This window comes from Amycolatopsis rifamycinica, assembly GCF_000695625.1.
Taxonomy (GTDB): domain Bacteria; phylum Actinomycetota; class Actinomycetes; order Mycobacteriales; family Pseudonocardiaceae; genus Amycolatopsis; species Amycolatopsis rifamycinica.
Window position 1 is genome coordinate 122,207 of record NZ_JMQI01000063.1, and the last position, 13,504, is coordinate 135,710.

Genomic DNA, 13,504 nt, shown 5'->3' on the forward strand with positions numbered 1-13,504 from the left:
TCGCCACTATGACCCCCGAAAGCGTTGCCAAGCGGCACGAGACCCGCAACGGCATCGAGTTCGCCGTCGCCGACCTCGATGCCGCCGAATTCGGCCGCAAGGAGATCCGCCTCGCCGAGCACGAGATGCCCGGACTGATGGCGCTGCGCCGCGAATACGCGGAGGTCTACCCGCTGCGCGGGGCGCGCGTCTCCGGTTCGCTGCACATGACGGTGCAGACCGCGGTCCTCATCGAGACGCTGGTGGCGCTGGGTGCCGAGGTGCGCTGGGCCTCCTGCAACATCTTCTCGACGCAGGACCACGCGGCCGCGGCGGTCGTCGTCGGCCCGCACGGCACGCCCCAGGAGCCCAAGGGCGTCCCGGTGTTCGCGTGGAAGGGCGAGTCGCTCGAGGAGTACTGGTGGTGCACCGAGCGGATGCTCACCTGGGACGGCGAGGGCCCGAACATGATCCTCGACGACGGCGGTGACGCCACGATGCTCGTGCACAAGGGCACCGAGTTCGAGAAGTCCGGCGTCGTGCCGACCCCGGACGAGAACACCTCGGACGAGTTCCGCGTGTTCCTCGAGCTGCTGCGCGCCTCGGTCGCGTCCGACACCGGCAAGTGGACGAAGATCGGCGAGGGCATCCGGGGCGTGACCGAGGAGACCACGACCGGCGTCCTGCGGCTCTACCAGCTGGCGGCGGCGGGCGAGCTGCTGTTCCCGGCGATCAACGTCAACGACGCGGTGACGAAGTCGAAGTTCGACAACCGCTACGGCATCCGCCACTCCCTGATCGACGGCATCAACCGCGGCACCGACGTGCTGATCGGCGGCAAGGTCGCGGTGGTCTGCGGCTACGGCGACGTCGGCAAGGGCGCGGCGGAGTCCCTGCGCGGCCAGGGCGCCCGCGTGATCGTGACGGAGATCGACCCGATCTGCGCCCTGCAGGCGGCGATGGACGGCTACCAGGTCCGCACGCTGGAGAAGGCCCTGCCCGAGGCGGACATCGTCATCACGACGACCGGCAACAAGGACGTCGTGCTGGTCGAGCACATGGCGAAGATGAAGCACCAGGCGATCCTGGGCAACATCGGCCACTTCGACAACGAGCTCGACATGGCCGGACTGGCGCGGTACCCGGGCATCCGCCGGATCAACATCAAGCCGCAGGTCGACGAGTGGGTGTTCCCGGACGGCAAGAGCATCCTGGTGCTGTCGGAGGGTCGTCTGCTCAACCTGGGCAACGCGACCGGCCACCCGTCGTTCGTGATGTCGAACAGCTTCTCGAACCAGGTGATCGCCCAGATCGAGCTGTTCACCAAGCACGAGGAGTACGACAACGAGGTCTTCCGGCTGCCGAAGAAGCTCGACGAGAAGGTGGCTCGCATCCACCTCGAGGCGCTCGGCGGTGAGCTGACGAAGCTGACCAAGGAACAGGCCGAGTACATCGATGTGGATGTCGAAGGGCCGTACAAGCCGGAGCACTACCGGTACTGAGTTCTTGCTGGTCAGGGCCGCCCCGAAAGTGTTCGGGGCGGCCCTTTGTTTTGCGCTTGTGACAATGATAGCACTAATGGGTGACGTGTTATCATGGGGTCGTGAAACAGTTGATCACAAGGATCGACGACGAGCTGCACGCCCGCCTGAAGGCGCTGGCCGAAGCCCAGGGGCGCAGCATGAACGACCTGGTCACAGAGGCGTTGAGGGGAATCGTGGCAACAACGGAAACCGCGCTGGAGCGAAGAAATCGCCTGGTGGCGGAAGGCAAGCTGATCACCTTCGAGCCGGAGGGGGAAGCGCCGGGGCACGACGAGCTGGAAGAACGCTCGCGTGGCTGGGGCACGGCTGTCAGTGAGGCACTCGACTGGACCCGAGGTGAATGGTGACCGTCTTCTACGCCGACACGAGCGCCGTGGTCGGGGCCTACCTCGCCGACGAGCCCGATCACGCCGAACTGCGAAAGCTCCTGATCGACGGGGGCCACCTCGTGCTCACCAGCGAGCTGACCCGGCTGGAGTGCGCCAGCGCCGTCACCGCGGCCAAGCGGACCGGCCGCATCCCGGACGCCCGCGAGTTCCTGACCCAGTTCGACCGTGACACGCGGACGGTGCTGGGCGTGATCCCGCTGGCCCCGAGCCGGATCTTCCCGGCGGCCCGACGGCTGGTCACCGAGAACTACCCCGTGCGCACCCTCGACGCGATCCACATCGCGGTCGCGATGCACGACACCGCGGAACTCACCGGCGGCGAGCCGGTCACCTTCGTCACCCGCGACGAGCGCCAGGCCGACGCGGCCAAGGCCAACGGGTTCGAGGTGCTCTGACGGCCGACGGCGTGCGCAGCCACTCGCGTGATGCCCGCCAATCACGCGTGATGCCCCTCCAGTCACGTGAGATGCCCCGCCAGTCACGCGAGTCACACGAGCCTGACCGCTCCGGCACGCGGGCCGACCGTGCGCAACCAGGCATCACGCGTGACTGGGCGGGCATCACGCGTGATCAGCGGGGCATCGAGCCCGGCGTCAGTTCCACTCGACCGCGACCCCGGCCAGCCCGGGCCCGGCGTCGCTGAAGAACGCGCTGCTCACCCCGCCCATGTCGCACGCGAGCTCCTCCGCCACCACCGGCAGGGCATCGTCCCGCGCCCGGACCTGACGCGTGCACCGGGCCGGCAGCGCGTTCCGGTCGAACCGCAGCTGCACCAGGTAACTCGCGCAGCGGTCCCGCAGCATCCGGTAGTACCCCGGCGAAGCCGACCCGGAATCGTCGCGGACCTCGAAGCAGAACACGTGGATGTCGCCCTCGGCCAGCTTGCGGTCGAACAGCAGCTCCGTGGCCATCGTGTCCGCGTCCGGGTTGCGGCGCATCCGGCCGACTCGGCAGCCCTCGTCCGTGATCAGCTCGACGTCGTCGATCCGGCAGCCCGGATCGCCGTTGTACACCGTCAGATACCGGTCCGGCCCGTGGCGCCGGGCGCGCGTCACCAGCCGGGTGCGCAGGCTGACCTGGCGGTGCTCCGCGTCGAACGTGATCGTGTCGTGGACCGACAGCAGCTCCAGGTCGGCGTTGTAGTGGTTCGACGACGGGTACGCGCCCAGCTCGGCCAGGAGGTCCTCGACGATCGAGCCCATGTCGCCGGAACGCAGGTCGTGGAACGACGCCGCCGGCTGGTGGCCGCGGCGGACCAGGCGGGGGCCGATCAGCACCACCAGGGCGTCCGCGGGCAGCTGGAGAACCGATTCCAGGGCCCGGACCGCCGGCAGCGCCTTCGGCACCTCGGGCTGACGCAGGCCGCGTTGCCAGTAACTCAGCGTCGACTGTCCGATTTGGACGCCGCGTAGAGCGAGGTGGGCGCGCAGCCGGGCCAGCGAGAGGCCGCGGTAGGCGATCGCCAGTCTCAAGGCGTGGTGGAACTCGCCGGTGCGCAGGGCCTCGGTCAGCTCTTTCGGCAGTTCGGCGACCGATGCCCGGGTCGTGCGGGCGCCATCGATGATCAGTGGGAGGTTCCCGTCTTGTGCCACCGCTCGTCCCTTCACCCGACCAGTGTGTGCGCTGGGCGTGAACACCGCGGAACGTTCACGGTAGCAGCGTAGAGTGGCCGTGCCGACCCCCGTTCAGGGTGGTTGGCCTCGTTGAGGTGAGCGTTCCGCGTTCCGGCTGTCCCCCGGAACGGTCCGTTCCTCCGGATGGCGTTCTTGCTCCTTGTGACCGCGTTGTTCACCGTTGTGACCACCGCTGGTTCGCCCACTCCTCCACAGGAGGCCGTCTGTGCTGGTGAAGTCGAGCCAGGTCCACGCCGTACTGGCCGTGAGCCTGCTGTTGTGCCTGGTCGCGCCGGCCACTGCCGGAGCCGCGCCCGGAGTGCCGTCGACCTACCGGAACCAGATCGTCCTGCAGCTCCAGCAGAAGAACCAGTGGTGCTGGGCCGGCGCCGGCAACACCATCGCCGCCTACCACGGCGAGGTCGTCGGCCAGACGCGGTTCTGCCAGCTCGCCCACGGCGAAACCGGCGCGGACTGCGCCAACCTCCCCGGCACGCTCGCCGACCCGCAGCGCGCCTTCGCCCGGCTCGGTTTCAGCTCGCCCGGCCGCTACCTCGACCGGCGCATCTCCTACGCCGACGTCCGGACGCAGACCGCGGCGGACCGGCCGGTCGAAACCCGCGTCGGCTACCGCTCGGGTGGCGGCCACACGCACGTCCTCTACGGCTACGACACCCGCGGCGACTGGGTGTTCTGGGGCGACCCCGGCCCCGCCAAGCGCTACAACTGGTCCACCTACGGCTACTACAGCCGGAACGCGTCCTTCGCCTGGACGCACACGCTCACCGGGATCGCCCGATGAGCAGGCGGGCGCTCGTGCTCGCCGTGCTGACCGGCGCGGCGCTGCTGATGACGGCTCCGGTGTCAGGCGCGGCCCAGGCCGCCGGCATCAGCAGCGCCGACGCCTTCGCGGCGCACAGCGTGGCCGCGGGGTACCAGGACGTCCTGGTCCGCTTCTTCGCCCAGGCACCGGGCGCCGGGGGACCGGTGACGGTCCGGATCGCGCCGGACGCGTACCCCGTGTACGAGCTCTCGCCGGACTTCGTCGCGGGCAAGCCCGGCGCGGCGCCGGGTGATTTCGCTTACTTCGCGGTCCCCGCGCAGGCCTCCGACGGCCGGACCGCCACGCTCTGGTCGGTCCGCGGCGCGGACGGCGCCTGGCAGGTCGGCAACATCGCCTCGGGTGACGTCGAGGGCGAGTACGCCCGGAAGCTGCCCGCCGGCGCCCAGCTGCTGCACGAGCCGCAGATCGACGCCTGGTACGCGGTCCGCGACGGCCGGGTGACCTCGCTGGCCGACGGCAAAGCGGTCGCCGACTACCAGCGGACCGTCGAGGCGCGCTACGCCGACAAGCTCCCCGGCTCGGCCTACGCCCGCGACGGCGAGGCCGGCGGCTACGACGCGACGTCCCAGGTCATGCCCCGCGGCGACGGCGGCCCGGCGCCCTCCGGCCACGACACCGGCTGGGTGCCGCTGCTGATCCTCGTCGGCGTGCTCGCGGTCAGCGGCGCCGGCTACGTGCTCCACCTGCGGCGGCACCCCGCCTAGACGAACCGGCGGGCTCGGCGTCGATCTCCTTCCACCGAGCCCGCCGGTCCACCACCACCGATACTGTGATCCCCGTGGGACGACTGGTGGTCATCGAAGGGCTCGACGGCGCGGGCAAGCGCACGCTGACCGACGGGCTGACGACGGCGCTGGGCGCCAAGGGCGCGAGCGTGGCGTCGCTGGCGTTCCCGCGCTACGGCGAAAGCGTGCACGCGGACCTCGTCCGCGAAGCGCTGCACCGCGGGCACGGCGACCTCGCCGACTCCGTGTACGGCATGGCCATGCTCTACGCGCTCGACCGCAGCGGCGCCGCGGACGACATCCGCGCGCTGCGCGACACGCACGACGTCGTCCTGCTCGACCGGTACGTCGCCTCCAACGCCGCGTACGCGGCCGCGCGGCTGCGGCAGGACGCGGCCGGCGAAGTCGTGAAGTGGGTGTGGGAACTGGAGGTCGCCCGCTTCGGCCTGCCCCGCCCGGACGCGCACCTGCTGCTGCGCGTCGCCCCGGCGGTCGCGGCCGAGCGCGCCGAACGCCGGGCGGCGACCGAAACGGACCGGGAGCGCGACGCCTTCGAAACCGACGACGGCCTGCAGCGGCGGTGCGCGGCCGTCTACGACGAGCTGGCCGCGTCGGGCTGGCTCGCGCCGTGGCACGTCCTCGACGGCGTCGCGGGCGTGGACCTCGAGGCACTGGCCACGACGCTGCTGGGGCAGTAGCCGCGCCGGGTCGAGCCGTCCACTATGGACAGAGTCGAGCCTTAATCCCGGAAGTACCCCAGCTGCGCGGAAAGTTCCTCCGCCGCCTCGGTCATCGGCTTCACGATCTGCTTCACCCGCTGCTTCGAAAGCCGGTACGACGGCCCGGAAGCGCTCATCGCGGCGACGACCTCGCCACCCGGGCCGTGGATCGGCACGGCGACGGCGTGCATGCCCAGTTCGAGTTCCTCGTAGCAGGCCGCGTAGCCGTCTTCGAGGACCCGGTCCAGCTCGGCCAGCAGCTCTTCCGGCTCGACCGTCGTGCGCGGGGTGTACTGCTCCAGCTTCCGCTTCAGCACCCGCTTGCGCTCGGTTTCCGCCATGTACGCCAAGAGAACCTTGCCGCTCGAGGTCGCGTGCAGCGGGGTGCGCTGGCCCGTCCAGTTCTGCGTGGTGATCGCGGCCGAACCGCGGGCCTGGCTGATGTTGATGGCGACGCCGTCGTCGGCGATGGCGATGTTCACCGTCTCGCCGAGTTCCTCGGCCAGCGCCAGGCAGCTGGCGCGGCCCAGCTTCGCGAGGTCCATCCGGCCGGTCGCGGCGCCGGCCAGCCGGACGACGCCGAACCCGATCGCGTACTTCCCGCGTTCACCGAGCTGCTCGACCAGGCCTCTGGTCTCCAGGACGCTGAGCAGGCGCGACGCCGTCGACTTGTGGACGCCCAGTTCGCCCGCGATCTCGGTGATGCCGGTTTCGCCGTTGCGCGCGAGGAGCTCCAGCACGCTGATGGCCCGGTCGACCGACTGCACCTGGCTCTGAGTTGCGTTGCCCGGGTCCTGGTTCCGCATGGCGCAACAGTATCCGTTTCGCGGGGGGCCTATCGGCTGAGTGGGCGAATCTCTTGACGAGGACGACCCCGAAGCCGGATTGTTGCGCAACGAGCACACCGTCTCGCAGTGCGCAACTTTCACGGACCGCCCCGGCATTCCGGCAGTCCTTGCCGGGAGCCCGTGCCCACCGTTCCCCGAGCCCTCCTCACAGGTCCGCGGAGGCCGCGCCGGCACCCCCGGCCCGGCCTCCGCGGACCGTCCAAAGCGGCCGGTACCGGCACCCGGATGGAGCAGGGAACCCACGCGATCTTGATCTTTCTGGTGGTCAAACACGCGGGTCGTGCGTGCGGGCGCCGGAACTAGTGCGAATATGTGGACATGAAGGCACGTGTTCTCGTGGTCGACGACGACCCCGCCCTCGCGGAGATGCTCACCATCGTGCTCCGTGGGGAGGGGTTCGACACGGCGGTGGTCGCCGACGGCTCACGCGCGCTGCCCGCGCTGCGTGAGCTGAAGCCCGACCTCGTCCTGCTCGACCTGATGCTGCCCGGGATGAACGGGATCGACGTCTGCAAGGCGATCCGCGCCGAGTCCGGGGTGCCGATCGTCATGCTCACCGCCAAGAGCGACACCGTCGACATCGTCCTCGGCCTGGAGTCCGGCGCCGACGACTACGTCGTCAAGCCGTTCAAGCCGAAGGAGCTGGTCGCGCGGGTCCGGGCCCGCATGCGCCGCACCGAGGCCGAGCCGGCGGAATCGCTCACCATCGGCGACCTGGCGATCGACGTGCCGGGCCACGAGGTCACGCGCGAGGGCAAGGCCATCCCGCTGACCCCGCTGGAGTTCGACCTGCTGGTGGCGCTGGCTCGCAAGCCGCGCCAGGTGTTCACCCGCGAGGTGCTGCTCGAGCAGGTCTGGGGCTACCGGCACGCGGCCGACACCCGGCTGGTGAACGTGCACGTCCAGCGCCTGCGTTCGAAGGTGGAGAAGGACCCGGAACACCCCGAGGTGGTGTTGACCGTTCGCGGCGTCGGGTACAAGGCCGGCCCGCCGTGATCACCCGATGACGACGGAGACCGCCAGACGGCTCCCCGGATTCGCGCGTTCGACGGCACGCCTGGTGCGGCGTGTCGTCGTTTTCGCGCGCCGTCGCGCGGTCGCGTTCAACGAGCTGTGGAAGCACTCGCTGCAGTTCCGCGTCACCGTGTCGACGCTCGCGCTGTCCTCGGCCGTGGTCTTCGTGCTGGGCATGGTGCTGCAGAACCAGATCACCGAACGGCTGCTGGACACCAAGCGCACGGCGGCGGTCGCCCAGACCCGCGCGGCGGCGGAGACGGCCGCCGGTGAGCTCGTCGGCCTCGGCGACGAAAACGACGAAGCGCTGCGGAACCGGCTCGAGAACGCGCTGAAGAAGATCGCGATCACGCCGACCAGCCAGGACGCGGCCGGGTCGGCGGCGGGCACGTTCGTCCCGGTGCTCGCCAGCGGCGGGCACGACCAGTCCGGCGCCGAGCCGAGGTTCGCGGGCCCGTTCGAGAACGTGCCGCCGCGGCTGCGCCAGTTCGTCGAAGCCGACCAGATGAGCTTCCTCGAGCACACCGTCCCCGAGGCCGGGGGCGCGCGCACGACGTACCTGATCGTCGGGACGCCGCTGCGCCCCGTGGCCACGCCGCTCCAGCTGTACTTGCTGTTCCCGTTGACGACCGAGCAGAACACCGTCTCGACGGTGCAGAACACGCTGCTGGTCGGCGGCCTCGTGCTGCTGCTCCTGCTGGCGGGCATCACGAACCTGGTGACGCGGCAGGTGGTCCGCCCGGTCCGGCAGGCCGCCGCCGCGGCCGAGCAGTTCGCCGGCGGCGACCTCGACCAGCGGCTCGCCGTGCTCGGCGAGGACGACCTGGCGAAGCTCGCGGTGTCCTACAACGAGATGGCCGCGAGCATCCAGCGCCAGATCCGCCAGCTCGAGGAGTTCGGCGGCCTGCAGCGGCGGTTCACCTCCGACGTCTCGCACGAGCTGCGCACGCCGCTGACCACCGTCCGGATGGCCGCGGACGTGCTGCACGCCTCTCGCGAGCAGTTCCCGGCCGGTCTCGCGCGCTCGACGGAACTGCTGGTCGACGAGCTCGACCGGTTCGAAGCGCTGCTCGGCGACCTGCTCGAGATCAGCAGGCTCGACGCCGGCGTGGAGGAGCTGGCCGCGGAGTTCATCGACGTGCGCCCGATCGCCACCCGCGCGGTCGAGCAGGTGCGGGTGATCGCCGGCAACGCGGGCAGCTCGGTGGAGCTCGTGCTGCCCGAGGAAGAGGTGATCGCCGAGGTCGACGCCCGGCGCGTCGAGCGGATCCTGCGCAACCTGCTCGCCAACGCCGTCGACCACAGCGAGGGCAAGCCGGTGGTGCTGACGGTCGGGGCGAACGAAACCGCCGTCGCCATCACGGTCCGGGACCACGGCGTCGGCCTGCGGCCGGGCGAGGCGGACCTGGTGTTCAACCGGTTCTGGCGCGCCGACCCGTCGCGCAACCGGCGCACCGGCGGCACCGGGCTCGGCCTGGCGATCAGCCAGGAGGACGCGCGCCTGCACGGCGGCGAGCTCGACGCGTGGGGCGAGCCCGGCAACGGCGCCTGCTTCCGCCTGCTGCTGCCGCGCCGCCAGGACGTGCCCGCGGGGGACTCGCCGCTGGTCCTGCCGCCGCCCGACCGGTTCGCCGCCGAGGTGCCGCTCGGGGTCGTCGACGTCACGCCGGCGCCGGAGGCGATCTTCGCCGAACGTGAGGGAATCGGTCAGTGAAACCACACGCTCTTCGGGGAGCCGGGGGCAAGCTCCTGGTTTCCGTGCTGTGCCTGCTGTTGCTGGCGAGCTGCGCGAACGTGCCGCTGGAGTCGCAGCCCCAGGTCGTCTCCGGCGAGCGCCAGGGCCAGAGCTCCGGTGACGTCGTGCCGGAGCCGCCGCTGAACATCGACCCGCTGTCGCTGGTCCGCGCCTTCGTCGGGGCGACGCTCAAGCCCGGGCAGAACAACGCGGCCTCCCGCGCCTACCTGGACGAGCAGAGCCGGGCGAGCTGGCGGCCGAGCCGCAGCCTGACGATCATCCAGGACACCTTCGGCACGGTCTACGACACCGCCCCGCCGCCGGACCCGAACACGCAGGTCGTCAACGTGCGCGGGACCGACATCGGCACCCTGGACCAGAACAGCGCGTTCGTGCCCGACTACAGCTCGGCGCTGCTGCAGGTCAAGGTGCGCAAGCAGGCCAACAACCAGTGGCGGATCGTCGACCCGCCCGCCGACCTGTACGCGACCGAGTCCGACTTCACCGAGAACTACACGCCGGTGCCGGTGAGCTTCTACGCGGAGTCGTCGGCCACCTTCGTCCCCGACCGGCGCTACGTCGTCGCGAAGCCGCAGTCCGGCCTGCCGGGGCGGGTGATGGACCTGCTGGTCAGCGGGCCTTCGGCCGGGCTGACCGGCGCGGTGAAGAACCTGCTCGGCGAGCCGATCGAGATCGACACGAACGTCAAGAGCCTCGACGACGGGACCCTGGTGGTGCCGCTGACCGGGCTCTCGGGGGTGCCCGATGACATCCGGAACCTCATCGCCGCGCAAATCGTGCTGTCCCTGCAGTACGTCACGTCGGCGCGGATCCGCATCCTCGCCGACGGCGCCCCGCTCGTGCCGAACCACCCGGACTGGCGGCAGAACGACCTGCCCGCGTACGGCGCGTCGCTGTCGATCAGCCCGCAGCTGCTGGGGCTGATGACGGTCGGCGGCCGGGTCCGGTCCCTCGGCGACGGCGCCCCGGTGCCGGGCCCGGCGGGCAACGGCGCGTACGACGTCGTGAGCGCGGCCCAGTCGATCGACGGCAAGCGCCTGGCGGTGGTGGAGCGCAACGGCGGCGGCGTGCGCCTGCGGATCGGCGACTACGGCCGCGACCTGGCGATGACCAGCCTCGGCGGCAGTTCCCTGACCCGCCCGACGTGGCGCCCCGGCACCGGCGAGCTGTGGACGGTGGTCGACGGGCTGTCGGTGGGCCGGATGGTCCTCGACCAGAACGGCCAGTGGACGGCGCTGAGCGTCAACGCCACGGACCTCATCCAGCAGGGCGACCTCACGGAGCTGCGGTTTTCCCGCGACGGCGCCCGCGTGGCGGCGGTGATCAAGGGTCAGCTGTGGGTGGCCTCGGTGGTCGTCAACGGCGACTCGGTGTCCCTGCGTGAGCCGCGCCACCTCCAGCCGCACGACCTCGAGGACGTCGTGGACGTCGACTGGGTCGCCCCGGACGCCGTGGTGGCGGTCACGAAGTCCCCGTCCCAGCCGGTGGTCAAGGTGACGGTGGACGGCCAGCGCCTGGACGCGTTCAACAGCAGCAACCTCACCCCGACGGTCCACGGCGTGACGGCGGCGACCGGCCGCCCCATCGTGGTGGTGGACGCCAACGGCCTGTGGACGGCTTCGGTGCTGGGTGAGGTCTGGCGCCCGCACAGCCACACGATGAAGGACGCGGATCCCTTTTATCCGGGCTGATCTTTTTCACTCGGGCGGGTGACGTCCGGGCGTCGGAAACTGTCGGTGCCGGTCGTGACACTGTCCGTGTGCTGAAGAGACTGTTCGATCTGCTGATCCCCAGCCGCTGCGCCGCGTGCGGAGCCCGGGGCGAGCCGTGCTGCGCCCGCTGCGCGCAGGTGTGGGGAGCGGCGCGCGAAGTGGTGCGCGGGCCGACGGCGGGGTTGGTGCGGGTGTTCGCGCTGGCCCGGTACCGCGGGGTGGGCCGGAAGTTGCTGATCGCGTACAAGGAGCGGGGACGCCGGGACCTGGCGCCGTCGCTGGGGCGGGCGTTGGCGGAGGCACTGGCGGTGCTGCCGCTGGGGGCCGGTTCTGGGGTGGAAGCTGGGGGTCCGGCGGTTGGTCCGCCCCGGCTGGCTGGGGTCTCGGCTGGGCGGGGTGGTACTCGGGCATGGGCGGGTGATGCTCCGGCTGAGCAGGGTGAAGCTCCGCCTGGACCAAGAGCCGTCCCGGGTCAGCCGAGCGATTCTCCCGCTCCGGCGAGCCCCGCCGACGCGCTCCATCGCCCCCCGCCGCGAACCGCACTCCCGCCCCAAGCCCTCTGCCTGGTCCCCGCCCCCAGCCGTCCCTCGGCGGCCCGCGTCCGAGGCGGCCCGCACATCGAACGCCTGGCCAACGAAGCAGCGAGCCTCCTCACCGCGCAAGGCATCGAAGCCGTGGTCGCCCCGGCGCTCGAGCTGGCGGCGACGGCTCGCGACGCCGTCGGCCTGGGCCGCGAGCAGCGCGTGGCCAACCTGGCCGGCCGCCTGCGCTTCCGCGAAGCCGGGCGGCCGCCTCCGGATCACCGCATCGTGGTCCTGGACGACGTGATCACCACCGGGGCCACCGCGGCGGCCTGCACCCGAGCCCTGACGGCGGCGGGGTGCACGGTCTCCGCCGTCCTGACCCTCCTGGCAGCCGGCTGAACCGGCCGGGCACGAAAAGGCGACCCATGGAAACCACTGTGGACCTTCCCCGGGGACCGCGCAGGCCGGAAACCGTGGTACCGGTTCCGCGCGCTCACTTCGATCAAACATCCGTCACCCGGCTTTCCGCAGGCCGAGCGGCAAAAATGCGCCACCACGGCCGCCCGCTCGCGCCCGGGTGAACCCGATTTCACCTACACGAGTGACATCACCCGGGAACGCGAGCGGACCGGCGCCCGTTGTCCGGGCATGAGGGTGTCGATCACGTTCACTCGGCCGCCACACCACTCCACCGGGGTGGCGGCTGTGCGGAACGGGCCCGTCACCCTCGGCGTCGACCAGGAGGCAGCGATGCGCCGTCCGTGTGAAAGCGCGGGCACAGCGGCGCGTCCGACCAGCGGGTGTTTTGTGGTGCCTGCTCCGCGATCACTGCGTGGGGTGACCGGTTCCCACCCCCTGACATCCCCCGGCTCGGGGGCTGTTGTAACGGGCGTGAGGAAGCTAACGTGCTCCGCAATCAGCAATCCCCGCAGGCAGGGAGGTGACGAGCCCATGTCCCTGGCGCCGGAGGTGCGCTGAGTCCGCGCTCGGTCACCGGAACGAGACGTCGTCCACCGTTTCCGAGTTCCTTCTCAGCCCGCGATCCGGGCTCACGTCCCCGCAATACCGGCGCCGTGTGTGAACACAACAGCTCGCAGTCATCTCAGCGAGGGAGGTCGTGTATGGACATCGTCGTTAAGGGCCGCAACGTGGAGGTGCCCGACCACTATCGGGCACTCGTCAGCGAAAAGCTGGCCCGCCTCGAGCGCTACGACAGGAAAGTCATCCGGTACGACGTGGAACTGTTCCACGAACCCAACCGGCGCCAGGCCAAGAGTTGCCAGCGCGTCGAAATCACCGGAAAGGGGCGGGGCCCGGCCGTACGCGCTGAAGCGTGTGCCGCCGACTTCTACGCGGCGCTCGATTCCGCAGTCACCAAGCTGGAAAACCGGCTGCGGAGGACACACGACCGGAGGCGCGTGCACTACGGCCGCAGCCGCCCGGAATCGGTCGCCGAAGCGACCTCGGTGCTGCCGGGTGGTGGATCCCCGGCCGCAGCCAGTCCCGCCGCGCGTACCGCGGTGTTGGACGCACCCGAAGCCGAACCGCAGGCGAACGGCTTCGCGAGTGCCGACGAGATCCACCTGCCCGAGCAGCAGAGCTGGGCCGACGACGACCTGGGCCACCAGCCCGGCCGCATCGTCCGCGAGAAGCAGCACACCGCGGAGCCCATGACGGTGGACCAGGCTCTCTACGAGATGGAGCTGGTCGGCCACGACTTCTACCTTTTCAACGACTCCGACGCGGGCCGGCCCAGCGTGGTCTACCGGCGGAAAGGCTTCGACTACGGCGTGATCCGGCTCGGCTGAGCCGGGTCTCGAAGGAGGCCATCCGGACG

General features: G+C 70.8%; 13 protein-coding genes. 11 read left to right on the forward strand and 2 right to left on the reverse strand.

Annotated elements, in window-relative coordinates; translation table 11 throughout:
• Positions 1–8 precede the first annotated feature (8 nt).
• The 3 genes from ahcY to DV20_RS30135 all read left to right on the forward strand — a co-directional run bounded on the left by ahcY (position 9) and on the right by DV20_RS30135 (position 2,307).
• Positions 9–1,481 carry an adenosylhomocysteinase gene (gene ahcY, locus DV20_RS30125; protein ID WP_043786261.1) on the forward strand — a complete coding sequence of 491 codons (1,473 nt, stop codon included), beginning with the start codon at positions 9–11 and terminating at the stop codon, positions 1,479–1,481.
• 101 nt (positions 1,482–1,582) lie between these two features.
• A complete protein-coding gene (locus DV20_RS30130) occupies positions 1,583–1,870 on the forward strand; it encodes a toxin-antitoxin system HicB family antitoxin (RefSeq protein WP_043786263.1) in 288 nt (95 codons plus the stop codon).
• A complete protein-coding gene (locus DV20_RS30135; RefSeq protein ID WP_043786265.1) occupies positions 1,864–2,307 on the forward strand; it encodes a type II toxin-antitoxin system VapC family toxin in 444 nt (147 codons plus the stop codon). Before DV20_RS30130 ends, DV20_RS30135 begins: the two co-directional genes overlap by 7 nt.
• A gap of 198 nt (positions 2,308–2,505) precedes the next feature.
• On the opposite strand, the gene DV20_RS30140 is transcribed toward DV20_RS30135, so the two are convergent.
• The gene (locus DV20_RS30140) at positions 2,506–3,504 is read right to left on the reverse strand and encodes a hypothetical protein (RefSeq protein WP_003085563.1); all 999 of its coding nucleotides are present in this window, start codon (positions 3,502–3,504) and stop codon (positions 2,506–2,508) included.
• Positions 3,505–3,751: 247 nt separating this feature from the next.
• Here DV20_RS30140 and DV20_RS30145 point away from each other — a divergent pair, with 247 nt between their 5' ends.
• From DV20_RS30145 to DV20_RS30155, 3 genes are all read left to right on the forward strand, one after another.
• Positions 3,752–4,327: a papain-like cysteine protease family protein gene (locus DV20_RS30145; protein WP_051736195.1), complete on the forward strand. Its 576-nt coding sequence runs from the start codon at positions 3,752–3,754 to the stop codon at positions 4,325–4,327.
• Complete coding sequence (locus tag DV20_RS30150) at positions 4,324–5,073, forward strand: hypothetical protein (RefSeq protein ID WP_043786267.1); 750 nt, start codon at positions 4,324–4,326, stop codon at positions 5,071–5,073. Before DV20_RS30145 ends, DV20_RS30150 begins: the two co-directional genes overlap by 4 nt.
• 65 nt (positions 5,074–5,138) lie before the next feature.
• A complete protein-coding gene (locus DV20_RS30155; RefSeq protein WP_084093749.1) occupies positions 5,139–5,792 on the forward strand; it encodes a dTMP kinase in 654 nt (217 codons plus the stop codon).
• A 41-nt stretch (positions 5,793–5,833) separates the two neighbouring features.
• Here the strand turns inward: DV20_RS30155 and DV20_RS30160 are convergent, their stop codons facing one another.
• On the reverse strand, positions 5,834–6,619 hold the full coding sequence (locus DV20_RS30160) for an IclR family transcriptional regulator (protein WP_043786269.1): 786 nt from the start codon (positions 6,617–6,619) through the stop codon (positions 5,834–5,836).
• A 360-nt stretch (positions 6,620–6,979) separates the two neighbouring features.
• Between DV20_RS30160 and mtrA the strand changes: the two genes are divergently transcribed.
• The 5 genes from mtrA (at position 6,980) to hpf (ending at position 13,475) form a co-directional block, all read left to right on the forward strand.
• The gene (gene mtrA, locus DV20_RS30165; protein WP_005150760.1) at positions 6,980–7,657 is read left to right on the forward strand and encodes an MtrAB system response regulator MtrA; all 678 of its coding nucleotides are present in this window, start codon (positions 6,980–6,982) and stop codon (positions 7,655–7,657) included.
• 7 nt (positions 7,658–7,664) lie between these two features.
• Entirely contained in the window at positions 7,665–9,389 is a 1,725-nt protein-coding gene (mtrB, locus tag DV20_RS30170; protein WP_043786270.1) for an MtrAB system histidine kinase MtrB, read from the forward strand.
• Positions 9,386–11,122, forward strand: a complete 1,737-nt coding sequence (locus DV20_RS30175; RefSeq protein ID WP_043786271.1) for an LpqB family beta-propeller domain-containing protein — start codon at positions 9,386–9,388, stop codon at positions 11,120–11,122. Before mtrB ends, DV20_RS30175 begins: the two co-directional genes overlap by 4 nt.
• A gap of 695 nt (positions 11,123–11,817) precedes the next feature.
• A complete protein-coding gene (locus DV20_RS47220; RefSeq protein ID WP_326938512.1) occupies positions 11,818–12,066 on the forward strand; it encodes a hypothetical protein in 249 nt (82 codons plus the stop codon).
• Positions 12,067–12,788: 722 nt separating this feature from the next.
• A complete protein-coding gene (gene hpf / locus DV20_RS30185; RefSeq protein ID WP_043786273.1) occupies positions 12,789–13,475 on the forward strand; it encodes a ribosome hibernation-promoting factor, HPF/YfiA family in 687 nt (228 codons plus the stop codon).
• Positions 13,476–13,504 lie beyond the last annotated feature (29 nt).

Coding starts and splice junctions, on each gene's coding strand:
- mtrB (WP_043786270.1), top strand. CDS start 7,665: ATGACGACGGAGACCGCCAGACGGCTCCCCGGATTCGCGCGTTCGACG.
- DV20_RS30160 (WP_043786269.1), bottom strand. CDS start 6,619: ATGCGGAACCAGGACCCGGGCAACGCAACTCAGAGCCAGGTGCAGTCG.
- ahcY (WP_043786261.1), top strand. CDS start 9: ATGACCCCCGAAAGCGTTGCCAAGCGGCACGAGACCCGCAACGGCATC.
- DV20_RS30150 (WP_043786267.1), top strand. CDS start 4,324: ATGAGCAGGCGGGCGCTCGTGCTCGCCGTGCTGACCGGCGCGGCGCTG.
- hpf (WP_043786273.1), top strand. CDS start 12,789: ATGGACATCGTCGTTAAGGGCCGCAACGTGGAGGTGCCCGACCACTAT.
- DV20_RS30135 (WP_043786265.1), top strand. CDS start 1,864: ATGGTGACCGTCTTCTACGCCGACACGAGCGCCGTGGTCGGGGCCTAC.
- mtrA (WP_005150760.1), top strand. CDS start 6,980: ATGAAGGCACGTGTTCTCGTGGTCGACGACGACCCCGCCCTCGCGGAG.